Here is a 23,284-nt window from a genome sequence, read left to right on the forward strand (position 1 = left end):
TGATGCATTTTCATCAGTCGCTAACCCACCGGCTAACCGGCCCATCAACCATACGAATCATGACATGCACAGTCGCCTGATAAAACAGCCAGTCAATCCCGGCATAAATGGCAATCATCAGACCGAGATAACGCGACGGCGGATTATCAAGATAATTGGTCATCACGCTGATCACACACAGTGCCATGATAATACCGAATACAAGTGGGACGGCGAAAACAACCCCCGCCTGGCGATAAATCGTGTGTCGAATCTGTTGCGGATCCATCCCCAGATGCTTCAGTATTTGAAAATGCCGAGTCTCCTGACGAACGGCGATGACTTGTTTGAGCAATAAAATGCTGCCGGTTGCAACCACAAAAACGCCGCTTAACAGTAAGATCAAAAATAGTAAAAAGCCATATAACGTACTGACGAAATTTTGTTGCGATGCTTGCAGCCCGATCGGATTGCGCCAGAAGTTCATTTTGGTACGCACCCGATTAGTGACCGTCAAATCATCGCCTGCCAGCTCATTGTCACCTATATTGACGTATTCCTGTAGATTCTGGCTATTGTCCAGATGCTGCAGTTGTGCCAGTGCCCGTCGCGCGGTCTTGGTTTTTGGCAGCTTAGCCATATATAGCCGGTCCGGGGTGCCTTCTAACATGTTAAATGTCTGGTCACTAACCAGTAATCCCCGATCAAAATAGTTGTTACTGCCAGTTGGAAAAAGATTGGTTGTTTGGGTAAGCCGAAGTGACGTATCACTGCCTGGTAACATAATCGCCCGATCCGGATTACGCCGCGCGCCAACCGGTCGAAACCCGGTTCTGTTTGGCAACATTAGCTGAGCTTCCTGTTGGCGTAATCGAACTGGGGTTAAACCCTTTTGTAGTCGTGCCGCCCGCCGATAATCACGCATTGCAACAACATTGTAAACACCAGGCTGCTCGCGAACCTGCCCGACCTGATCCCGTAACCGAATCTCGGCATAGACTAATTTAGACGAAATGGTAACCGCATGGGTCGGCTTAACCTTGGCTTTTTTCAAAACGTCGGTCACATTATCGACGCCGACACCGGAGGCCACGACAGTCGTTGGAATTTCGCGCAACACCAGCTCCTGCTTGTATTGGAAAAGCATGACGGAACTGCCCAGCATCGTAATCGTCACCGCGCAAAGAAGAGTCGTCAACCACAATGAATGGGCATTGCCTTGCAACCTTTTGATAATCAGATGACGGGAAATCCCACTTGCATTGCGGGTCTGCATCTCATGACGACGTTGAAACCACGCCACTAATCCTGGAAGGAAGTCGGCGAAGACTAAAAATAGCCCCAGTAACAAAGCTGCCACGACTACGACCAATAAAATCGGCAGCATCATTCGACCCGGGATCCATGGCAGCAAGCGCATTAAACTGCCGCTAATCGGCAACAGGCGTAACATGGTTAATAAACTACCGACCAGTAACGTAAAACCGCCAATGCCAAGCCAAAAACGCCACCAGGTCTGCGGTTTAGGCGCAACCGGCACATCTTGTTGCCGAATGAATTGCCGAAGTGGATTTTGAACGTAAATGGCGTTAACCGCACCGACTAACAGATAGACAACGCCCATCAATGTCAAAACATCCAGCAACGCTGACGGCGAAACCATAAAACCAATCGGCGTATGCAAGGCCATCAGGCGAATCAACACCATGCCTAACAATGGCGACAGAATAAGTCCAAGCAAGACACCAGCCACAAACCCGATAGCACCGACAATCAAGCTTTCAATAAACACGGTCAGGCCAAGTTTGGCTCCAGATAATCCCAAAAGTCGGTATAAGCCGATCTCCTGATCACGGCGGGCAATTAACAGGCTATTTAAATACAATAGGAAACTGATCGAAAACAAGGCCAGCAGGACCATGACAATCATTAACAGACTGGGTACAATATCCAGACTGCCTAGGCGCTTGCTGGCATCGGTTAAAATCAACCGATTGTTCGCCACCGCGCCAATCGCATACATAATGGCGTTGATTAACGCAGCGATCATGATCTGCAAGCCATCTTCGTGCCGATGTCGCACAAGGTTGGTCTTAATCTGTTGCCACACGTGCATGGCCTCCTCCGCTTACCGTCGCTTCCATATCAATGATGCGATCAAAGAACTGTTCACGGGATTTGCCGCGGGTTACTTCAGCAAAAAACGCGCCATCTTTAATGAAAATAATCCGACTGGCAAAACTAGCCGTAAACGGATCATGGGTGACCATCAAAATTGTGGTTTTCTCCTGCTGATTTAACTGCTGGAGATACCGCAAAAAGTCTGTAGCTGCCAATGAGTCAAGGCTTCCAGTCGGTTCATCAGCCAGCAGCAGGCTCGGCTGCGTAATCACCGCCCGTGCAGCCGCCACCCGCTGCCGCTGTCCCATGCTTAATTCACCGGGAAACGTTTTTAATAACGGGTCTAAATTGAGATGCTGGGACACCGTCCGGAGACGTTCAGCGCGATCTGGTTGAACATGACGCTGTAACGTCAGCGGTAAAAGGACATTTTGCGCAACCGTCATATCGTCTAACAAATTAAAATCCTGAAAAACAAAGCCCAGATGGTCACGGCGGAATGCAGCTTGTTGGCTTTCATTCAAAGCTTCCAGATCATATCCGGCAATTTTGACCTTACCTGTGCTAGGCGTTTCAATCGTGGCCAAAATATTCAGCAAGGTCGACTTCCCGGCACCACTTGGCCCCATGATACCGATGAATTCGCCGGCTGCAACCTGAAAGCTAAGGTCATTTAAAGCGCGAACCCGATCATGTCGCTGTCCAAAGATTTTACTTAAATTAGATACTTCTAAAATTGCCATGGCTTACCTCCGTCATCATTCTACCAAAAACCAGTGGTGACTGCTGTTCATCGTCCTCACTGACAAATTGCCCATGTCAGCGATATTTTCTTATTAACCAACTGTTCTCGCGGCTTGTGCTTCCTGGCCAAAACTTATACGATAAGTGCAGGAATGGAGTTGATCACGTGTTTAAAATCATGATCGTAGAGGATGATCAGACCATCAGCGGCCTGATCGCTGACAACCTAAAAAAATGGCAGTTCGAACCAGTCGTTGTGACTGATTTTAACGCTGTCTTCGATGATTTTCTGCAAGAAAAGCCTCACTTGGTTTTGCTGGACATCAATTTGCCGGTTTTTGACGGTTATTACTGGGTCCAAAAGATTCGCGAAGTCTCTAAGGTGCCGGTTATCTTTATCTCAAGCCGCAATACCAACATGGACATGGTCATGGCCATGAACATGGGCGCCGATGATTTCCTAAATAAACCGTTTGCGATGGAAGTTTTGATCGCCAAAATCAACGCACTGTTGCGCCGAACCTATAATTACGCCGATCAAGGCACGGATGTTTTGGAACACAACGGCCTTATGTTGAACCTAAAAAACGGAATGGCGCAGGTTAATGATAATGAAATCAACCTTTCAAAAAACGAGTACAAGTTACTGCAGATCCTCATGCGGCAACATGGGCAGATCGTCAGCCGGTCCCGTCTCCTTAAAGATCTCTGGCAAGATGAACGTTTTGTTGACGATAATACGCTAACGGTTAACATCAATCGGTTGCGCAAAAAAATCGAAGAAGCCGGCTTAAAAGATTATATCCAAACTAAAGTCGGTCAGGGCTATATCGTTCCTTAGGAGGCTGCCATGCGTTTTCGCGATTACGTCAAAGACCACCTGTGGCCCATTGGCGGTTACATTTTATGTGTGGGGTTAGCGGCCATCATTATTTGGCTGGATCCTCAACATCGAGTTAAAATGTCAACACTCTGGTATGCGGTGTTACTAGTGACACTTGTTGCGAGCGCTTTTTTTGTGGCTCACTTTGGCCGGATTCGGCGCTTTGCGGCCCAACTTCATGACCGTCAAGAGGCCAAGGATGCGGCGCTGGACTGGCCGCTGCCTGGTGGTGAATCAGGCCTCGAACAAGTTGTTGCCGATACGTACAACCAAATGCTGACGTTGCATCGCCAACAGATTACCGCCTTATTAGCCCAGCAACAAGATCAAAAAGACTTCATTGATTCCTGGGTCCATGAAATTAAAGTGCCGTTAGCGGCGGTTTCGCTTTTGGCTGAGAGTTTTGAAGGCCAAGTACCGGACGACAAACTTGACAATCTTAATTTGCAGTTGGATCAGATCGAATTTTATGTCGAGCAAGTTTTGTACTACTCCCGACTCGACAGTTTTTCCAAAGATTATCTGCTGCACAACACGCCGTTAAAACCACTTGTGAATGATGTCGTCGCCAGTCAGCGGAACGGGTTTATCAACAAACGCCTGTCATTTAAGCTCAATGGCGAGGATCAAACCGTGCTAACCGATAACAAGTGGTTGCGGTTTATTTTGGCGCAACTGATCTCGAATGCCGTGAAATACACACCGGAAGGCGGCCGCATCAGTGCCACCATTCGCAATACCGGTAAAGAGACCCAGCTCATGATTACCGACACTGGCATTGGCATTCCTAAAGATGAACAACATCGGGTATTTGAAAAAGGCTTTACCGGGAGCAATGGGCGGATATCGAATCATAAATCAACCGGTTTGGGGCTCTTTTTGGCGGAAAAGCTTTCCGAAAAACTTGGCCATCATTTGACGCTGACGTCCGTGATTAATCAAGGTACCACTGTGACTATTCATTTTCCATATGTCAGCTATTACAGCGATCCAAGCCAAACGGTTCATCATCCCAAAACCAGCCACGAGCAATCTTCTAATAGTTAAATGCGTCTTTTAGTCAGCAAAATCCAACAAAAAAGAACGAGTGACTTCTGACATACAGTTTCCTGCAGAAAGCCACTCGTTCTTTTTGTGATGTTACCGAATAAGATTCTTCCAAAGTTTAATCTCGCCAGCCGCTTGCGTTGCCGGCACGTCAATGATACGTTGATTGGCGCTGCCGCGAAATTGTAAGGTTAAATCTTTTTGCGCCAGTAAGAAGCGGCCGTCGACCAGGATGTCGATGAGTCCTAATAACGTCAACTTATCTTCGGAATCCTGCATCAGTTCTTCATATGTGTACCCGCTCCAACTCCAGATGTCTTTGTCGTGGCCAAATTCCTGCCGAATCCGGCGGCACAACCGAATGCATACGTGCGTGTTCAAAAACGGTTCGCCGCCTAATAATGTCAGCCCTTGTACATACGACTGACTGAGATCTTCAATAATCTGATCTTCCAACTCCTGAGTGTAAGGTTTCCCATATCGAAAATTCTGGGCAACCCGATTGTAACAGCCGGGGCAGGCAAACCGGCAGCCAGATACGTATAAACTACAACGCACGCCTTCGCCATCCACAAAGTTAAATGGTTTGTAATCCGCAATACGTTGCTGGGAAAGGTCGCTAGCGAGCCATTCCTTAGGTTTAGGATTCTGTGGTAAGCCATTGGTGGTCATAACAATATTTGCCTCTTTCTGAAATCATTGTAGCGATGCTGTGTAAGACTTGGTTTCTACCGGAGTGCTGGTCGGTAAACCGGCACCTTGTTTGGTAAGTCTTTTTTATCGTATCATCTTTTAACCCCAATATATAGTATTGGTTGTACACAAAATACCGGCTTGTCATCTATATCTTGATGGCGAGCCGGTATTCATATCAGATCTTGATTATCTTATGCACGGTTCAAATGCAGCGTCATGGCATTTAACGCAACCACGATCGTTGATAACGACATGATCGCCGCGCCGACTGCCGGACTGAGAATGAAACCAATCGGCGCCAGGATACCCGCTGCCAAAGGAATGGCTAAAATGTTGTAGCCAGCTCCCCACCAAAGGTTCTGCACCATTTTGCGGTTCGTCGCCTTTGCCAGCGATAAGAAGTTAAGAATATCAGCTGGGTCGCTGTGAACCAGAACCACATCGGCCGTATCAATGGCAACATCGGTACCAGCACCGATTGCTACCCCGATATCTGCTTGGGCCAGACTAGGCGCATCGTTGACACCATCGCCGACCATCATCACAACCCCGCGCTGCTGATAAGCTTTGACTTGGACAACTTTGTCTTCAGGCTTGAGTTCTGCCTGAAAATCGCTTAACCCCAGCTGGTCCGCAACCTTCTTGGCTGTTTCATGATTGTCACCAGTCAACATAACCGGTGTGATTCCTTGACGCTTCAAGGCCGCTACGAACGGCTTGCTTGATGGCTTCAACTGATCGCCTTCAGCTACCATCCCTAAAACCTGATCCTTCTGTAGTAAGAAGGCCAATGAATTCCCGGCAGCCGCCAACTGATCGGCTTGGGCCTGATCATAACTTAACTGATGGTCTTTCAAGTAACGCGCATTGACGATGGTATAAGCTTGGCCATCAACTTCGCCTTGAAGACCAATGCCCTTGAGTACCTGAACATTTTGAGCAGCAGGTACGTTTAATTGCTGTTCCTTAGCCGCGGCTTTAATACCGGTTGCCAGTGGATGCTCTGAATGACTCTCAAGTGCGGCCATCAAGGCTAAGACTTGAGCTTCATCATGATTGGCAAATGCAACGGTTTTGGCAACGGTAAATTTACCTTCAGTCAACGTACCGGTTTTGTCCATTAAGATAAACTTCGCATGTTTGGCAGTTTCAAGTGCCTGACGATTACGAATCAATAAGCCATTGGTTGCGCCAATACTGGTGCTACGCGCGATGACCAATGGAATTGCCAGTCCCAGTGCGTGCGGGCAGGCAATGATGAAAACGGTGACCATGCGTTCAAAGGCAATTGCCGCTCCATCTGATAGCCAAATGAAGAATGCCAGAATACCGACTGCTAATGCTGCGTAGAAAAGCCAGCCAGCAACTTTGTCGGCCATCCCTTCTGCCTTACTCTTATTGGCTTGCGCACTTTGAACCAGCTTCATCACTTGCGACAGGTAGCCGCTTTCACCAGTACCGGTGACTTTGATTTCAATGACGCCATCACCATTGACTGATCCACCAATGACCCGATCGCCTTCAGCTTTATGAATGGCTTTGGCTTCACCGGTAACTAGGGATTCATTCACACTACTGCTACCACTGACGATCTGGCCATCAGCCGGCATCTGTTCACCTGCCAGAACGCGCAAACGCGTGCCGACCTGAACTTCTGCTAACGGCATGTCCATCACGTGATCGCCATGCACGACATGCGCTTGGCTTGGCAGCAACGCCGCGAGTTTCTCGACCGCATTGCCCGCTGCCATGACCGCATTCATTTCAATCCAGTGCCCTAACAGCATGATCACGATCAATGTTGCCAGTTCCCAGAAGAAATCCATGACCATACCATTCGGGGCGATAAAATGATTCATCACAAACGCGTAAAGTGAATAACCATAAGCAACGGTAATGCCCATTGCAATCAGCGTCATCATCGCTGGCTGCCGCTGTTGCAATTCGGATTTAGCTCCAGTCAAAAATGGCCAGCCACCATAGAAGAACAGAAATGACGATAAAATCAGAACCAGCCAGTCAGATCCGGGAAATACGATCGGTAGTTGCAAAGCGCCTAAGTGGATGTTCATCCCCATAAACTGGGAAAGCAACAGCACTGGAATCATCACAATCAGGCTGACCCAGAACTTTTGCTTGAGATTGCCCATATGCATCATATGACCACCACCGTGATCCATGTCCATATGCGACATATCGCCGTGATGCATATCCATATGGCTCATGTCACCATGGCTCATATGCATGTCGCCATGATTCATTTGCCCATGAGCCATGGTTCCCTGGTCCATGGCCATGGTTTCCATACCAGCTTGGTGCCCCATCTGTTCATGATCCATTGGCATATCCGCCATATCATCATGTTGCATGTGCTCATGTTGCATATCACTGGTTTTTCCAGTCGTTTCGTGTGTATGTTCCATCTTATTATCCTTCATGAACTTCCTCCTTACACCCTTCTGGCAAGCAATTGCAGCTGACCATTGTCGGTGCATCCGGCAGCTTGGCTGTCAATGTTTGTTGTAGGTCGTTGATATCGTGTTTTGATAAAGTCACGTGCGTTATCAAGTGATCCAAGGTCTTGCCTATTTTCATCTGGCATAAATGGCTAAATAACTCAGTCACTGCTGCATCCATGGATGCTTGCTCGCCGACCGTAGCATGGTACAAAAATTCACGACCTTGTTTTTCCGTTACAAGTGCGCCTTTTTTAACCAAGCGTCCTAAAAAGGTTTTGGTAGTTGCAACCTTCCAGCCCATCTTATCCGCCAAAATAGCGGCAAGCGTGCTGCTTTTTAAAGGTCCGAGTGTCCAAATAATACGCATGACTTCCCATTCCGATTGGGAGATGCCGACTGTTGGTGTTTCCATAATTGGCCTCCGTTTACACTTGTAATCTTTCAACACTTATAATTTACAACTGTAAACGATGAATGTCAATATCAATTTTTTGATTTTATTTGGAAGTGCCTGCGCATCCTGAAAAAAGGGACATGCAAATAGGCACCGCGACGAGAAACTGTCACAGTGCCTATTTCGTTGATGCTATTCGCCAAAATCAGGTTTTATTGCTAATTGTTTTCTTCAGGATTTGACCGCATGGAAGCCAATGTCGGTGCGATAATCCAAAACTCCTTGGATACTTTCCATGGCCTTTTTAGCCTTCATAATAGCTTCAGAAAGCGTTGATGCCGCCTCTACAACCGAGAAAATTCGGCCTGAACTGCTAACCCAGCCGTTTTCCGTCTGGTTAACGCCTGCTGGCAACCAGGTGCCAATCGGCCAGTCTTTTGGCACAATCACCGGGACCTGCTTTAATCCTGAACCGGGATAATCCGGATTCACCGCAACAAAGCACGCGTAAGCTTGGCCATTTAACTTCAAATCAGGTTGTTGACCATTCAACAAATCCGTTACCAACTGATAAAAATCATTTTCGATCTGAGGTAACAACACCTGAGTTTCCGGATCGCCGAAGCGCATGTTGTATTCCAGAATTTTAGGACCATCAGCGGTAAAAATCAGGCCGATATACATTACGCCTTGCCCACTGAGGCCGTCCTCCTGCATCCCTGCCAACGTCGTATCAACTAATGCCTCAGCTGCCTGTACTTGGTCGGTAGTAAACTGTGGTAGCGGGCTAATGGCGCCCATGCCGCCCGTGTTAGGACCACGATCGGCGGCGAAACGGCGTTTATGATCCTGTGATAATGGTAAAATCACGCGGTTTTGACCGTTGAAAAGCGCCATTACCGATGCTTCTTCGCCGTCAAGGTATTGTTCAAGAAGCACCGTTGCATCTGGGTGCCCCTCGTAAAGTCGATCAATTGCATCGTCCAAGGCAGCAGCGTCTTGGGCAATGACGACCCCTTTTCCGGCGGCAAGACCATCTTTTTTAAGGACGATTGGCAATCCCATCAACGTCGCCTCGGCATGGGCTTCCAGTGCACTGTGGACGGTTTTGCTGGCAGCGGTCGGAAGATGGTGTCGGTGCATAAAGTCTTTGGCAAACGTCTTACTGGATTCGAGTTGGGCGAGTTTTTTCGTCACGCCAAAAATCGGCTGATGAGCTTCTTGAAAAGCATCGACAATGCCAGCTGCCAAGGGTACTTCAGGACCGACAAACGTCAAATCAATCTGATGATCCCGGGCAAACTGAATCAGTTCCGGCACTTCGGCTTCTTTTATACCGATTGGCTCAACGCCTAAAAGCGTCATAGCCGGATTACCGGGTGCCACATAGACGTGGTCAACTTGTGGCGACTGGTTGAATTTTAGCGCAAGGGCACTTTCTCTGGCACCGCCGCCAATGACAAGAACCTGTTTCATAAAACCTCCTCGCGCGTATGGGCGCATATTTGTGGGTGATGAGGGTAGTGTTTACGCGTTTGCTGGTGTGGAAATTTTGTGTGAGGGTGTTGAGCATAAATGACCTAAGACCGACACTGCAGCTTTCTGATGCCAAAACGCGTTCGCCAGCCCAGAAACCTGCGTATAAGGACATCTAGCCCTAAATGGCAAAGACCAGCACTGTAGCTTTCTGACGCCAAAACGCGTTCGCCAGCCCAGAAACCTGCGTGTAAGGACCTTGACCGCAATGGCCCAAGACCTGCACTGCAGCTTTCTGGCGCCAAAACGCGTTCGCTGGCGCAGAAGTCTACGTATAAGGACCTTAGGCGTGATGGCCAAGTTCGGGCCATCACGCCTAAGGCCACTTATACTCCGACTTCTAACCGCGCCAGCTCACGCTCTCCGCTCTAATGCCTAAAGTGCCGCACACCCGTTGTTACCATGGCGATGCCGTATTCATCTGCTTTGGCGATGGAGTCTTTGTCGCGGATGCTGCCGCCTGGTTGAATGATGGCTTTGATGTCGTGTTTTGCCGCGTAATCAACGCAATCGTCCATTGGGAAGAAGGCGTCACTGGCCATGACGGCGCCGGCAAAGTTTTCGTTTTGTTGCGCCTCGGTCAATGCCAATTCGACTGACCCGATCCGATTCATTTGACCGGCGCCAATGCCTAACGTCTGATCTGCCTGGGCGACCACAATCGCATTACTCTTCACGTGTTTAACCACCGTTTGCGCAAAGGCTAAAGCTTTTAACTGATCAGCAGTCGGTTGCACCTTGGTCACAACGGTCATGTCCGCTGGGGTTTCCGTCTTATCGTCGCGCGTCTGTACCAGTAGGCCGCCGAAAATCGAAACCGTTTCGGTGCCCAACTCTTCTGGGACATCAGCCGTATTAATCGTCAACAGACGTACATTCTTCTTCTTGGCCAAAATCTCGTAGGCATCATCATCAAAACCCGGCGCCATGATAATTTCGAGAAAAAGCTTGTGCATTTTTTCGGCCGTTGCTAAGTCTACCCGGCGATTTAGCGCGATAATGCCACCGAAGATCGACATCGGATCTGCCGCATACGCCTTGTCCCAAGCAGCTTCGATCGTTTCGCCCAAGCCAATGCCACAAGGATTCATATGTTTAACTGCCACAACAGCCGGCTGCTTGAATTCACGTAGCATCGCCAAGGCCGCATCAGCATCCTTGATATTGTTGTACGAAAGCTCTTTGCCGTGCAACTGCTTGGCAGCCGCCAGACTCGTCGGATCAGGATCCGGTTCAACGTAAAACGCCGCTTGCTGATGACTATTTTCCCCATAACGCAAGTCCTGACGCTTGTGGTAAGTCGGGGTGAATTGCTCCGGAAATGGTTCTGGATCTAAGTAATGAACGATTTGGGCATCATAAGCCGCCGTTACTGCAAAAACCTTGGCTGCCAGTTTCTGCCGCAACGCTGCATCATCTTGATCAAGGCCGGTCAAAACTGCTGAATAATCAGCTGGATCAACCACGGCCCAGACACTATCACTATTTTTAGCCGCGGCGCGCAAAGCAGAAGGACCACCGATGTCAATTTGTTCAATAGCTTCGGCCCGGGTCACATCAGCCCGTTTAATGGTTTCAGCAAACGGATACAGATTCACACACACCACGTCAATCTGCTGGATGTCATGATCGGCCAACGCCTGCATATGCTTCGGATCATCCCGGCGCGCCAGGATACCGGCATGAATTTTAGGATGCAGTGTCTTAACCCGGCCATCAAGCATCTCCGGAAAACCGGTCACATCTTCAACACTGGTCACAGCAACACCTGCTTCAGCCAGTTCACGATGGGTACCGCCAGTTGAAATCAGTTCAAAGCCCCGTTCAATCAATCCCTTAGCAAAAGGTACCAAACCGGTTTTATCAGAGACGCTTAACAATGCTCGTTTCACTTAAATCGCTCCTTCTTGAATGAGTTTCTTGACAGTTTCCGGAAAAGTGTGATGCTCCTGATGGTGAATGGCGGCTTCCAATTCGGCTAATGTCATGCCGGGCAGTACCCGGACAGGATCCTGGGCAATGATTTCGCCGGTATCGATACCCGCATCAACGTAATGGACGGTCACACCAGTTACTTTCACCCCATAATCAAAGGCATCCTTGATCCCTTGGCGCCCGGGAAAACTTGGCAACAGTGCCGGATGCAGGTTGATAATGCGCCGCGGAAATGCATCTAACAAGGTCGGGCCGATAATGCGCATGTAGCCAGCCAGAATCAACGCGTCGACTGGCGGAAGCGCCGTCAAAATGTGAGCTTCGGCTGCCGCTTTATCGGCATAGTCCTTGAAATTCACGACAATGGTTGGAATCTGATGATGAGCTGCTTTGCGAATCACCGGGGCACGTGCCCGATCACAAACCACCACCACAATACGAAAATTGCTATCCTGCGCCTGCGAAGCCTCAAACAATGCTTCAAAATTGGTTCCGTTCCCTGATGCAAAAACAGCTAATGCTTTCATTCGCCTGCCACCTGCCAGTGAATCTTTTCCGCTGGGTCTGCGACAACTTCGCCGATCACTTTACTGCTTGGCAAGGCTGTCTGTACTGCGGAAACCGATTCCTTAGCGACTACCAAAATCATACCGATGCCAAGATTAAAGGTCATCCGCATCGTGCTTTCACTCAAATGACCGGCATGTTGCAGACGATCAAAAAGTTCCGGCCGTCGCCATGCTTGCGGATCAACGTGGGCACTTAAGCCATCAGGGATCACTCGTGGCAGATTCTCGGTAATCCCGCCGCCGGTAATGTGCGCTGCCGCATGAATCAAACCCTGTTGCATCAGCGGCAACACCTGCTTGACATAGATCCGCGTTGGCCGCATGAGCGCTTGCATCATTTCAGAGCCGTCTTCAAGTGTCTGACTGCCTAAATCGGTTTCGGCCAATAATTTCCGCACCAACGAATAGCCATTGCTATGGACACCGGAACTTGGTAAGCCAATTAACACATCGCCTTCAGCGACATCCTGCGGCAATCTTTTTGGTGCCGAAACGACGCCAACCGCAAAGCCGGCTAAATCATAGTGATGTTGCGGGTACATATCCGGCATCTCAGCGGTTTCACCACCGATAAGCGCCATCTCGGCCTGTTGGCAACCGAACGCAATCCCGCGAACCACGGACTCGGCTCGCGCGACATCCAAATGATCCACCGCCATGTAATCAAGGAAAAATAACGGTTGTGCCCCTGTCGCCAGCAAATCATTGGCCACCATCGCCACCAAATCAATGCCGACGGTTTCGTGGGCATCGCATTGTAAGGCCAACAATAATTTGGTTCCCACGCCATCGGTAGCGCTAATCAAAGTCGGCTGCGGGACAGACGGCAACCGATATGCCGCCGCAAAACCGCCAACACTTGCTAACACATTTTCATTCGTTGTTTCCTTGGCTAACGCGGCAATTCGTTGCACCGCTTCATCACCGGCTTTAATATCAACGCCAGCGTCTTTGTAATCTGTCATGCGCTAACCTCCGCAACATTAACTTTGAGTGACGCAACTTCTTTATTCAGGTCGGATTCATAATCGTCAAGCGGCGTTGGATATTTTCCGGTGAAATAAGCAACGCATAAACCGCCATTCGGAGCCGTGGTCGGTAACCCGATACTATCTTCAAGCCCTTGAGTCGAAAGAAATCCAAGTGATTCAACATTCAACAAATCACGCATTTCCGGAACCGTGTGATTGGCCGCAAACAACTCGCTGGTGGTTTGAAAATCAATACCATAAAAGCATGGAAACCGCAGTGGCGGACTGGCGATGCGCAAGTGAACCTCCGCAGCCCCGGCTTCTTTGAGCAATTTAACGATTTGTTTGGAAGTGGTTCCGCGCACAATCGAATCATCGACCAAAACGATCCGCTTCCCGGCAACGACCGGTTTGATGACGCTCAACTTCATTTTGACGCTTTTTTCACGCAATGCCTGTGTCGGTTGAATGAATGTCCGCGCCACATACTGGCTCTTGACGAGCCCCATTTCGTAAGGAATACCACTGGCCTTGGCATAGCCGATCGCGGCTGACAGTGATGAATTAGGCACCCCGACAACGATATCGGCGCCGGCCGGTTGTTCCTTAGCCAAACGTTCACCCATGCGTACGCGCGCCTGGTGAACGTTGATGCCATGAATGTCAGAATCCGGCCGGGCAAAATAAATATATTCCATTGAGCAAACGGCCAGCGTGGTATCTGTCGTGAAATGATCAAGATGCAGCCCCGCATCGTCAATCGTGATTAATTCCCCGGGTTGAACATCGCGAACAAAGTCGGCGCCAACCGCATCTAACGCAGCCGTTTCACTGCATACGATGTACCCGCCATCCGGCATCACGCCAACCACCATCGGTCGAAAGCCATGGGGATCAACGGCTGCATACAAGCCATGCTCGGTCAGCAAAACAAACGCAAAACCACCGTGTACTTCATTCAGTGCCGTTTTTAGCTGGACCAACCAAGGCTTGCCGACCTGGCGACGAATCAAATGCATGAGCACTTCGGTATCCGAAGTCGATTGAAAAATGGCACCTTGATCTTCAAGTTCCCGCCGCAAGCTAATCGCGTTGGTCAAATTGCCATTGTGCGCTAAAGCGATTGACTCATCAGAAAACCGGAAAAGTAACGGCTGGATATTTTCCAGAACGCGGCCACCTGCTGTTGAATAGCGAACATGACCTAAAGCAGCCCGACCCATCAATGGCCGTAACTGATCGGTGTTAGTAAACACTTCACTTAGCAGTCCCAAACCATAATGGCGCCGCATGCCTTCTGTGGTCAGGCCAACGATGCCGGCGCCTTCCTGTCCCCGATGTTGCAGCGTATGCAGGCCCAGATGGGTAATACTGGCAGCGTTGGGATTACCCCAAATACCAAAGACGCCGCATTCTTCATTTAAGCCTTTTGGTTCATGTACCATGGGAGTGCCTCCTCAAATGCGGTTTGCAGCTGGCTCAAGGCCACCGAAAATTGATGACTGACGGTTGTGACGTCGAATTGTGGTGCTGCCTGGACATGGCCGATCAGTTTTGCTGGCCCGTTTAAGGCTTCAAATGCGGCTTGGTTTTCTGGTGACACCGTCATCAGGAAGCGGCCTTGAGTTTCAGAAAAGCCCCAGCTGGTTGGCAACGTCACCTTAATTTTGGCGCCCAGACCTTTGGCAAAGCCCATTTCTGCAAGTGCCACCAGCAAACCGCCGTCGCTTAAATCATGGGCAGCAGTGACCAAGTGCTGACGAATTGCGTTTAAAACAAACGCCTGATTGGTCTGCTCTGCTTCTAAATCAAAATCGAACAATCGACCGGAAACGCCACCGGTTTGTAATTTTTGCAACTCACTACCGTTAAAGTCGCCATGCGTTTCACCAACCAGATAGATCAAATCATCGGCGTGCTTAAAGGCTGCTGTCGTGATGGTGCTGAGATCTTCAATCAGCCCCACCATCCCGATCATCGGCGTCGGATAAATCGCGTGCCCATTTGTTTCGTTATACAGTGACACATTACCGGAAATCACCGGTGCATTAAACGCTTTGGTAGCCTGAATAATGCCTTTAGCTGCTTCGGCCAGTTCGTAAAACGCTTCAGGCTTGGTCGGATCACCAAAGTTGAGGCAGTCGGTAATCCCCAATGGCTCTGCGCCGCTGGCAACCAGATTCCGCGCGGCCTCGGCGACACTCATTGCGGCACCGACTTGCGGATCGAGATAGAGATACCGTCCCTTACTGTCGGTCGTCATCGCCAGTGCCCGATGCGTCCCTCGCACGCGAATCACTGCGGCATCACTGCCTGGCAGAACCACGGTATTGGTTTGTACTTGCGCGTCATAGCGCCGGTACAAGGATGACTTGTCGGCAATGGTCGGCATCGCCATCATCGCTTTCCAGGTTGCGACCGGATCTGTCACAATCGGATCAAAATCAGGCGCCGGGTTAGCCAGACGCTCCGGCTGCTTAGCCTCTTGTTCATAAACCGGTGCATCATCGGTTAAAGAGCTGACCGGCACATCGCAAACCAATTTGCCATGATGATAAAGTTTGTATTGATGACCTTCAATCACGTGGCCAACAACTGCTGCATCCAAATCATAAGCCGCAAAGACATCCAAAACTTCTTGTTCAAAACCGGCGCGAACACAAAGCAGCATACGTTCCTGAGATTCGGATAACATAATCTCAAATGGCGTCATGTTGGCTTCGCGCTGCGGAATCAAGTCAAGATCCAAGGCCATGCCGCTATTGGCTTTACCGGCCATTTCAACACTGGACGAAACCAACCCTGCCGCACCCATATCCTGAATGCCGACAAGTGCCTGCTGATGTTGCTGGGTGATCTCAAGGCACGCATCCATCAATAGCTTTTCCATAAATGGATCGCCGACCTGAACGGCTGAGCGATCCGCCGCCTCGTCGTCGGAAAATTCACTAGAGGCAAAGCTGGCACCATTAATGCCATCCCGACCGGTTTTGGCACCGACATAAATCAAGGCATTACCGACGCCGGCTGCTTTGCCTTTTTGAATCTGATTCTTATCCATGATGCCCACACACATCGCATTTACCAGCGGATTGCGCGTATAGCTACCATCAAAATTGGTTTCGCCACCCACTGTCGGAATGCCGATTGCATTGCCATAACCGCCAATGCCGGCAACAATCCGGTCAACCAGATGCTGCGTGTGCGGTTGATTAAGATCGCCAAAAGCCAGTGAATCCAGCATCGCTACGGGCTTAGCACCAATGGAGAAAATGTCGCGGATAATCCCGCCGACACCGGTTGCGGCACCTTCATAAGGTTCGACGGCGGAAGGGTGATTATGGCTTTCGGCTTTAAACACTACTGCCTTGCCTTCACCGATATCAATGACGCCGGCGCCTTCACCAGGGCCCATCAAAACCCGTTCATTCTTGGTCCAGAACTGGCGTAAGATCGGTTTGCTGTACTTGTAAGCACAGTGTTCACTCCACATGCCGCTTGCCAAACCGATTTCAGTGTCATTAGGTTGATGGCCGATTAATTCGGCAAAACGCTCATACTCGGCCTCAGTCAATCCCAAGTCCAGATAGGATTTCTTTTCCGCAATGGCCGTTGGACTCATTTCAACGTGTGCCACGAATGTCGGCTCCTTTCGTTTGTTGGATAAGCGAATGAAAGACGCCTAATCCATCAGTACCGCCAAGTAAGGCTTCAACCGCACGCTCCGGATGAGGCATCATTCCTAAAACATTTCCCGCCGCATTGGTCACGCCTGCAATGTCATGAACACTACCATTCGGATTGTCGACGTATCGAAACGCCACTTGACCATTAGCTTCGAGTTCCGCCAACGTTTCGGGATCGGCATAATAATTGCCTTCACCATGGGCAATCGGCAACGTCAACTGTTCACCGACCTGATATTGATTCGAGAATGCCGTGTCCGCGCGATCAACGGTCAACGCCACCGGCTCGCAGATAAAGTTCAGATCGCGATTCCACTGCAAGGCCCCTGGCAACAAACCGGCTTCAGTTAAAATCTGAAAGCCATTGCAGATACCAAGCACATACCCGCCAGCATCCGCAAAATCTTTTAGCGCCGTCATGACGGGTGAAAACCGGGCGATGGCACCGCTGCGCAAATAATCACCGTAAGAAAAACCGCCGGGTACCATCACAACGTCGTAACTGCTTAAATCGGTTTGATCCTGCTTGATCAATTCACAGTCGGCACCGGCAATTTGCTGCACTGCCCACTGCAAATCCAGATCACAATTAGATCCGGGAAAAGAAATAACGGCCGCTTTCATGCCTCATCCTCCGTGATTGGCTCCAAGTCAAAGCGATAAGTTTCCATATTGACGTTAGCAAGCAACTGATCACAAATCGTATCGACTTGCTTTCGTACCGCTGCTTCGGTGCCGCTAAGCTTTAATTCGAAATATTTACCATACAAGACGTCATCAACATTGTGATAATCCATCCGGCTTAAGGCCGTTTTGATGACTTCGGCCTTGGGATCCAGTACAGAAGGTTTGTAGGTCACGTAAACTTTAGCTTTAAACATGAGCAGCTCCTTTTTCTTGTAGTCGATTAAGCACTTCTTGATAAACCGGTGTTAGCGGACCCCGATTTTGGCGAAAAACGTCTTTATCAAGCGACGCGCCTGTCTGTTGGTCAACCAAGCGGAAATTATCCGGTGACAATTCGTCTGCTAATACCAATGTGCCGTCTTTTAACGTTCCATATTCAAGCTTGAAATCAACCAAGGTGATGCCGACTTCATTGAAACGTTTTGTGAGATAGGCATTAATGCGGTCGGTTAATGCACGAACTTCACGTAATTGTTCAGGCGTTGCTTCATGTAAAGCGAAAATTTGTGCCTCGTTCATGAATGGATCGCCGAGTTCATCGGACTTGTAATAATATTCGTGGATCGGCGGGTCGAGCTTCATCATCGGCTTTACATTGAATTTCGTGACAAAGTGCCCTGATGCATAATTACGTACGACCACTTCCAGCGGCAGCATCGTTGCCTTCTTGACGATCATTGTGGTGGCATCTGGCGAATCAATGTAGTGAGTTGGGATCCCGGCGGCTGCCAACTCCTTAAACAACAAGGTCGAAATAGCGCGATTTAGTTCACCTTTATGATCAATCTGCGCCTTCTTTTCCCCGTTTAAAGCCGTGGCCTGATTGGTGTAAGCCATCCATAAAACATCCGGATCGTCAGTCGCAAAAACCTGCTTGGCTTTGCCGGTATACAGTAACGTTGTCTTCTTCACCATGCTGCCTCCATTTGTTTGAGTATGTCCAAAACATTGCGATCATCGGTTACCGTGATGTGCCCCATCTTACGGCCAGGGCGAATCTCGGCCTTGCCATAATCATGCATGTGCCATTCGGGATGCTGCGGCCACTTGGCTTTAGCCTGGGTTAAGTCGTCACCGAGCAAATTGCGCATCACCGCTGGCTGCTTCAATTTGATTGGCGGGATTGGCAGGCCACAGATGCTCAGAATGTGCGCATCGAACTGGGAAAAGTTACATGCCTCAATCGAATAGTGGCCGGAGTTATGTGGCCGCGGTGCCAGCTCGTTGGCAATGACGTTATCCCCTTCAAGGAACAGCTCAACGCCCAGCACACCGCGTAAATTAAGTCCTAAGGCAATTTTGGTCGCCAGGTCATCGATTTTGTGGGCCAAAACCGGGGAAATGTTCGGTGCTGGTGCTAAAGTGAGATGCAAAATGTGGTTTTTGTGGCGATTTTCGACAATCGGGAAAACTCGGACTTGATCGCGACCATCACGCGTGATCATCACGGAAGCTTCACGGTCAAATTGCTGCCGTTTTTCCAAAATGCAAGGGCCATGCGCAAGCAACTTTTCTGCCACCGGTACATCTGCCAGTGTGTTGATATCTTGTTGGCCGTGTCCGTCATAACCGCCTGTTGTGGTTTTCAGAATCGCTGGCAGGCCGATCTTGGCAATCGCGGTTTTCAGTGTTGCCGGTGAATCAACGGCCGCAAACGGTGTTACTGGAACGCCGTGGGTTTCAAGAAAGGTTTTCTCCTTGATGCGGTCACGCGTTGTTGCAAGGATTGCCGTGCCTTGAGGGATGCGAGTTAAATGTTGAACAGCCTCAAGTGCAGCTAAGTCAACATTTTCGAACTCATAAGTTAAAACATCGGATTCCTTGGCTAACTTGGTCAACGCCGCTTGGTCATCGTAGGGCGCCGTAATTTGGAAGTCCGCGACCTGACCCGCGGGTGAGTTCGGAGTCGGCTCCAAAATGCCAACACGATAGCCCATGGTTTTGGCGCTTTGGGCTAACATCCGACCAAGCTGACCACCGCCGATAATGCCGATTGTTGCCGGAGACGTCACCACATCAATCATTTGAGCGCAGCCTCGCTTTCTTCGGCGCGTTTGGTCTGCTCGGCACGAAAGGCTTCGAGACGTTGGGTTAATGCCTCATCTGTCAAAGCTAGGATTGAAGCGGCAAATAAAGCAGCGTTGACAGCACCGGCATCACCGATGGCCATGGTTCCGACTGGCACCCCACCTGGCATTTGCACAATCGATAACAAACTATCAACGCCATTTAATGTTCGGGTTTTGATTGGAACTCCGATGACAGGCAAAAGGGTGTTGGCTGCGAGCATCCCCGGTAAATGAGCCGCACCGCCTGCTCCAGCAATAATCACCCCAAAGCCTTGATCAGCCGCTTGCTTACCGAATTCCGCAAGCTTATCCGGCATGCGGTGCGCCGAAATGACATGCTTTTCATAAGGAATTGCCAGCGCCGTCAATTGCGTTGCAACCTGTTGCATGGTTGGCCAATCGGAGCTTGAGCCCATGACCACAGCTACTTTCTGCATCTTGTTCCCTGCTTTCTTTAAGATATTTTGAGAATAGCACGTTCAGAAACAACATTCAACCGTAAAATGGAACTATATTGGACTTATTTCAAATTAATGTTCGTGTTTTACTAGAAGTATTAATTCTTGCATTGCCTAAAACTTGAATCATCGCTAACTTCAATGGGAAAATTTGGCTACGTAAAGCGCTTCAAATTCAGCAACTGCCGCGCTAATCATCTTCAGTTTTCTTGAAAACAAAAAAATCGGCTTCAAAGATTTATTTCATCTTTGGAACCGATTTAAGGCCTAGATGCCTAACCCCTTACAATACGGGGAGACAAGAACCGACCAGTCATTTTTATGAATGATGCAATGGCTTAAGCTGCTTTGGTAGAAAGCGACTTGCCATCTTTGGCAATAAAGAGTTGTGGCGCAACCGTTAGCAAAATGCCGACAACGACAATCGCCAATACGGTACTGAACAGCGCAGATCCGCCGTTAACGATCAACGAATAGATCCAGGCATTCATGCCTTTTGGTGCGTAACTGCCCCAGAAAACCACGCCCGCGATAAAGTGAATGAAGTACTTAGCAAAAGTACCGATGATAATGCCAGCAAACGCATAGCCACTAGCCTTTACCTTTTCACCGCCGCGAACGTTCTTTTGAAAGGCAGCATAGGTCAAGCCCATCAAACCAACCAGCGTGAACGCGATTGGATATTCAAGAAAGCCCTGAATCGGGTTCAGAACACTGCCACCGCTCAGGCCACGCAGAATCAAATCAAGAATGCCCCAGACAAAGCCAGCCCATGCGGCAGGAATCGCCCCACGCCGCATCGCCAAAACAGCGATCGGAATCAAGCCATAATTCAACTCAATCGCCGAAACACCGGTGGTATGCGGAATATACGTCAGCGCCATCGCAAACGCGGCAATAATCGCTGTTTCCAAAATAACAACCAGACGCTTATGTTGTTGCATAAAAAAAGCCTCCTAGTGAATCCCCACTCACAAAGAAGGTCGCTTCCGACCGTTCACAAATCCCTACGCTCGCATTAACGAACAGGTTCGAAGGGTCCGGGTCTCCCCGATCTCAGCCAATGGCTCCCCTTTGTGAAGGTTCATCGAATTAATTGATACAACTTTATCCTACCAGACTTTGGAGAAAGGGCAAATATTTTACCCAGAGCAGAGCGTGAACCAGCCCGGTTAGAAACCGGAGCATAAGTGGCCTCAGACCTAAATGACCGGGCTTTGGCCATTTAGGTCTGAGGTCCTTATGTGGAGGTTTCTGGGCTGGTGAGCGCGTTTTTAAGTGCATCAGAAACTGATCTGTCTTTTACCATTTATGCTTGAGAGGTCCTTACACGCAGGTTTCTGGGCCTGCGAACGCGTTTTATGGAACGTGAGCCTACTTCAGAACAGCTGCAATCTTGCAACATGAATTTTTTCACTCACCGACTCAACCGCGCCTTTTCTTCACGGTGCAAAGCCTCCAACGACTTCCCCGCCGTTTCCGGGACAAAGATAACGACAAACAACAAGGACACAATGTTCGTCACAATGAAGCAAACGAACGTCCAAAACATCCCCATTTGTGCCAAACCAATCGGGAAAAGCACCCCAACCGCAAAATTACCTAACCACAGGAAGAAGGTCGCTGTGCCCATACCAAGGCCGCGCAACTGTTCCGGGAAGATCTCCGACATAAGCAGCCAAGTCATCGGGCTAATCGCTCCTTGGAAGAAGGCCAGAAAGAGCATCATCATCAGAATGGTTGTAAAGGAACGCAGCGGCGATCCTGCCGGCAAACGGGAAGCAAATGTCACACCTGTAATTGCCAGCGACGTACCGATTAAACCAATAATCAATAATGGTCGGCGCGGCACATGTTTAAGTAATTGCATCGTCACAATTGTGGCAGCAACCGCCGTGACGCCATTGGCAATGTTGGCAATCAATGCACTGTTGCGGCCAAATCCGGTCATCTGCAAAATTGATGTTCCATAATACATCATGACATTAATCCCAGCGATTTGTTGGATAACGCCTAAGCCGATACCAATCATCAATAGTCGACGAATCCACTTAACCTTGAGCGCATCAACCGGCTTGACCTTTTTATGTTCTGCACTTTTTGCAATCGTCTGTTTTAAATGTTCAAGCTCATTTGGAACCTCTTGCGGCGTTCGCAAAACCGCAAGACTGGCTTTGGCATCCTGCTGACGACCTTTCATCATTAACCAACGCGGCGACTCGGGAACAAAATGGGTACCGACACCTAGCAAGATAGCCGGAATCACGGCTAAGACGATCATCCACCGCCAAATACCGTGCACATTACCAAAATTCGTCCCTAAAACGGCATTCAAGATGAACGCAAGCAGTTGCCCAGAGACGACCATTAATTCATTTTGGGTCACAAGCCGACCACGCCGATTCGTTGGCGCAATTTCAGCCAGAAAACTAGGAACCAAAACCGAAACACCACCGACTGCCAGCCCCAAGACCATCCGGGCCCCAATCAACCAACCAGCACTAGGCGCTAGTGAAGAAGCGAGTGTGGCGAGAAAAAATAAACCGGCTAATCCGGTAATCAAACGTTTACGCCCATATCGGTCACTAACTCGGCCGACCAACACAGCGCCAAATGCCGCGCCTAACGTTAAACTACTGGTGACCCATCCTTGTAAACCCGGTGCTAATTTAAGTTCACTGGAAATAAACGGCAAAGCGCCATTGATGACGCCGGTATCATAGCCAAAAAGAAGCCCGCCCATTGTCGAAATGAGCGCCACTAGTCGTAACCGAACACGCGCAGTGGAAAAAGCACCAGTCCTGCGCTGCAAGCCTGTTTTTGTTTGATGTTGTAAATACATGCAATTCCCCCTCATTCGGTGAACCACCATACTTACTATCACAGATCTGCATCGCGGCTCGACCTTTTTAGTTTACATAATAACCATACCACTTTTCTGAAAATGCTGCATGTGCACCAGGTAAATACGATCTGCCCAGGCATTGCCGTCTACTTACCAAGCCACTTAAAAGAAATGACAAAGCTCTCGCCAAAGCTTTAAAGCAATT

At 49.3% G+C, this 23,284-nt stretch carries 20 protein-coding genes and 1 riboswitch; of the genes, 2 read left to right on the top strand and 18 right to left on the bottom strand.

The features are described 5' to 3' along the window. Positions 1-13: 13 nt before the first annotated feature. A complete protein-coding gene (locus tag LACPH_RS08130) occupies positions 14-2,089 on the bottom strand; it encodes an ABC transporter permease (RefSeq protein ID WP_306386596.1) in 2,076 nt (691 codons plus the stop codon). Continuing rightward, the gene (locus LACPH_RS08135; RefSeq protein ID WP_306386597.1) at positions 2,073-2,843 is read right to left on the bottom strand and encodes an ABC transporter ATP-binding protein; all 771 of its coding nucleotides are present in this window, start codon (positions 2,841-2,843) and stop codon (positions 2,073-2,075) included. Before LACPH_RS08135 ends, LACPH_RS08130 begins: the two co-directional genes overlap by 17 nt. A 167-nt stretch (positions 2,844-3,010) precedes the next feature. On the opposite strand from LACPH_RS08135, the gene LACPH_RS08140 reads away from it, so the two are divergent. Continuing rightward, the gene (locus LACPH_RS08140) at positions 3,011-3,685 is read left to right on the top strand and encodes a response regulator transcription factor (protein WP_010487816.1); all 675 of its coding nucleotides are present in this window, start codon (positions 3,011-3,013) and stop codon (positions 3,683-3,685) included. A 9-nt stretch (positions 3,686-3,694) separates the two neighbouring features. Next, complete coding sequence (locus LACPH_RS08145; protein ID WP_306386598.1) at positions 3,695-4,774, top strand: sensor histidine kinase; 1,080 nt, start codon at positions 3,695-3,697, stop codon at positions 4,772-4,774. A 93-nt stretch (positions 4,775-4,867) separates the two neighbouring features. On the opposite strand, the gene nrdG is transcribed toward LACPH_RS08145, so the two are convergent. The 16 genes from nrdG to LACPH_RS08225 form a co-directional block, all read right to left on the bottom strand. Then, complete coding sequence (nrdG, locus tag LACPH_RS08150) at positions 4,868-5,446, bottom strand: anaerobic ribonucleoside-triphosphate reductase activating protein (protein WP_306386599.1); 579 nt, start codon at positions 5,444-5,446, stop codon at positions 4,868-4,870. A 215-nt stretch (positions 5,447-5,661) separates the two neighbouring features. Next, complete coding sequence (locus LACPH_RS08155) at positions 5,662-7,908, bottom strand: heavy metal translocating P-type ATPase (RefSeq protein ID WP_306386600.1); 2,247 nt, start codon at positions 7,906-7,908, stop codon at positions 5,662-5,664. Continuing rightward, the gene (locus LACPH_RS08160) at positions 7,898-8,341 is read right to left on the bottom strand and encodes a CopY/TcrY family copper transport repressor (RefSeq protein ID WP_306386601.1); all 444 of its coding nucleotides are present in this window, start codon (positions 8,339-8,341) and stop codon (positions 7,898-7,900) included. Before LACPH_RS08160 ends, LACPH_RS08155 begins: the two co-directional genes overlap by 11 nt. A 213-nt stretch (positions 8,342-8,554) precedes the next feature. After that, positions 8,555-9,799 (bottom strand): phosphoribosylamine--glycine ligase, encoded by a 1,245-nt coding sequence (gene purD / locus LACPH_RS08165; RefSeq protein ID WP_306386602.1) that lies wholly within the window; start codon positions 9,797-9,799, stop codon positions 8,555-8,557. 428 nt (positions 9,800-10,227) lie between these two features. Further along, complete coding sequence (gene purH, locus LACPH_RS08170; RefSeq protein WP_306386603.1) at positions 10,228-11,751, bottom strand: bifunctional phosphoribosylaminoimidazolecarboxamide formyltransferase/IMP cyclohydrolase; 1,524 nt, start codon at positions 11,749-11,751, stop codon at positions 10,228-10,230. Then, a complete protein-coding gene (purN, locus tag LACPH_RS08175; RefSeq protein WP_306386604.1) occupies positions 11,752-12,321 on the bottom strand; it encodes a phosphoribosylglycinamide formyltransferase in 570 nt (189 codons plus the stop codon). Continuing rightward, positions 12,318-13,328, bottom strand: coding sequence for a phosphoribosylformylglycinamidine cyclo-ligase (gene purM, locus LACPH_RS08180; protein WP_306386605.1), 1,011 nt, complete (start codon positions 13,326-13,328; stop codon positions 12,318-12,320). The genes purN and purM overlap by 4 nt, the downstream gene beginning before the upstream one ends. After that, positions 13,325-14,779: an amidophosphoribosyltransferase gene (purF, locus tag LACPH_RS08185; RefSeq protein ID WP_306386606.1), complete on the bottom strand. Its 1,455-nt coding sequence runs from the start codon at positions 14,777-14,779 to the stop codon at positions 13,325-13,327. The genes purM and purF overlap by 4 nt, the downstream gene beginning before the upstream one ends. Continuing rightward, on the bottom strand, positions 14,755-16,971 hold the full coding sequence (purL, locus tag LACPH_RS08190; protein ID WP_306386607.1) for a phosphoribosylformylglycinamidine synthase subunit PurL: 2,217 nt from the start codon (positions 16,969-16,971) through the stop codon (positions 14,755-14,757). Before purL ends, purF begins: the two co-directional genes overlap by 25 nt. After that, positions 16,958-17,644 (bottom strand): phosphoribosylformylglycinamidine synthase subunit PurQ, encoded by a 687-nt coding sequence (gene purQ / locus LACPH_RS08195; RefSeq protein WP_306386608.1) that lies wholly within the window; start codon positions 17,642-17,644, stop codon positions 16,958-16,960. Before purQ ends, purL begins: the two co-directional genes overlap by 14 nt. Further along, a complete protein-coding gene (gene purS, locus LACPH_RS08200) occupies positions 17,641-17,901 on the bottom strand; it encodes a phosphoribosylformylglycinamidine synthase subunit PurS (protein WP_025012690.1) in 261 nt (86 codons plus the stop codon). The genes purQ and purS overlap by 4 nt, the downstream gene beginning before the upstream one ends. Continuing rightward, entirely contained in the window at positions 17,894-18,622 is a 729-nt protein-coding gene (purC, locus tag LACPH_RS08205; protein WP_306386609.1) for a phosphoribosylaminoimidazolesuccinocarboxamide synthase, read from the bottom strand. Before purC ends, purS begins: the two co-directional genes overlap by 8 nt. Further along, positions 18,616-19,731 (bottom strand): 5-(carboxyamino)imidazole ribonucleotide synthase, encoded by a 1,116-nt coding sequence (purK, locus tag LACPH_RS08210; protein ID WP_306386610.1) that lies wholly within the window; start codon positions 19,729-19,731, stop codon positions 18,616-18,618. Before purK ends, purC begins: the two co-directional genes overlap by 7 nt. Next, complete coding sequence (gene purE / locus LACPH_RS08215) at positions 19,728-20,213, bottom strand: 5-(carboxyamino)imidazole ribonucleotide mutase (protein WP_306386611.1); 486 nt, start codon at positions 20,211-20,213, stop codon at positions 19,728-19,730. Before purE ends, purK begins: the two co-directional genes overlap by 4 nt. A 359-nt stretch (positions 20,214-20,572) precedes the next feature. After that, positions 20,573-21,178, bottom strand: a complete 606-nt coding sequence (gene thiT, locus LACPH_RS08220; protein ID WP_010487772.1) for an energy-coupled thiamine transporter ThiT — start codon at positions 21,176-21,178, stop codon at positions 20,573-20,575. Between the two features lie 42 nt (positions 21,179-21,220). Next, positions 21,221-21,318: riboswitch (TPP riboswitch) on the bottom strand. Positions 21,319-21,651: 333 nt separating this feature from the next. Continuing rightward, positions 21,652-23,076 carry a sugar porter family MFS transporter gene (locus LACPH_RS08225; RefSeq protein WP_306386612.1) on the bottom strand — a complete coding sequence of 475 codons (1,425 nt, stop codon included), beginning with the start codon at positions 23,074-23,076 and terminating at the stop codon, positions 21,652-21,654. Between the last annotated feature and the right edge of the window lie 208 nt (positions 23,077-23,284).

Origin of the sequence: Lacticaseibacillus parahuelsenbergensis (assembly GCF_030770265.1) — a bacterium.
GTDB lineage: Bacteria > Bacillota > Bacilli > Lactobacillales > Lactobacillaceae > Lacticaseibacillus > Lacticaseibacillus casei.

What these genes read in the sequence shown, in the direction of transcription:
- LACPH_RS08155 (WP_306386600.1), bottom strand. Translation starts at nt 7,908, where the DNA reads ATGAAGGATAATAAGATGGAACATACACACGAAACGACTGGAAAAACC.
- purS (WP_025012690.1), bottom strand. Translation starts at nt 17,901, where the DNA reads ATGTTTAAAGCTAAAGTTTACGTGACCTACAAACCTTCTGTACTGGAT.
- nrdG (WP_306386599.1), bottom strand. Translation starts at nt 5,446, where the DNA reads ATGACCACCAATGGCTTACCACAGAATCCTAAACCTAAGGAATGGCTC.
- LACPH_RS08225 (WP_306386612.1), bottom strand. Translation starts at nt 23,076, where the DNA reads ATGTATTTACAACATCAAACAAAAACAGGCTTGCAGCGCAGGACTGGT.
- thiT (WP_010487772.1), bottom strand. Translation starts at nt 21,178, where the DNA reads ATGCAACAACATAAGCGTCTGGTTGTTATTTTGGAAACAGCGATTATT.
- LACPH_RS08145 (WP_306386598.1), top strand. Translation starts at nt 3,695, where the DNA reads ATGCGTTTTCGCGATTACGTCAAAGACCACCTGTGGCCCATTGGCGGT.
- purK (WP_306386610.1), bottom strand. Translation starts at nt 19,731, where the DNA reads ATGATTGATGTGGTGACGTCTCCGGCAACAATCGGCATTATCGGCGGT.
- LACPH_RS08160 (WP_306386601.1), bottom strand. Translation starts at nt 8,341, where the DNA reads ATGGAAACACCAACAGTCGGCATCTCCCAATCGGAATGGGAAGTCATG.
- purM (WP_306386605.1), bottom strand. Translation starts at nt 13,328, where the DNA reads ATGACAGATTACAAAGACGCTGGCGTTGATATTAAAGCCGGTGATGAA.
- purQ (WP_306386608.1), bottom strand. Translation starts at nt 17,644, where the DNA reads ATGAAAGCGGCCGTTATTTCTTTTCCCGGATCTAATTGTGATCTGGAT.
- purC (WP_306386609.1), bottom strand. Translation starts at nt 18,622, where the DNA reads ATGGTGAAGAAGACAACGTTACTGTATACCGGCAAAGCCAAGCAGGTT.
- LACPH_RS08135 (WP_306386597.1), bottom strand. Translation starts at nt 2,843, where the DNA reads ATGGCAATTTTAGAAGTATCTAATTTAAGTAAAATCTTTGGACAGCGA.
- purF (WP_306386606.1), bottom strand. Translation starts at nt 14,779, where the DNA reads ATGGTACATGAACCAAAAGGCTTAAATGAAGAATGCGGCGTCTTTGGT.
- purN (WP_306386604.1), bottom strand. Translation starts at nt 12,321, where the DNA reads ATGAAAGCATTAGCTGTTTTTGCATCAGGGAACGGAACCAATTTTGAA.
- purE (WP_306386611.1), bottom strand. Translation starts at nt 20,213, where the DNA reads ATGCAGAAAGTAGCTGTGGTCATGGGCTCAAGCTCCGATTGGCCAACC.
- purD (WP_306386602.1), bottom strand. Translation starts at nt 9,799, where the DNA reads ATGAAACAGGTTCTTGTCATTGGCGGCGGTGCCAGAGAAAGTGCCCTT.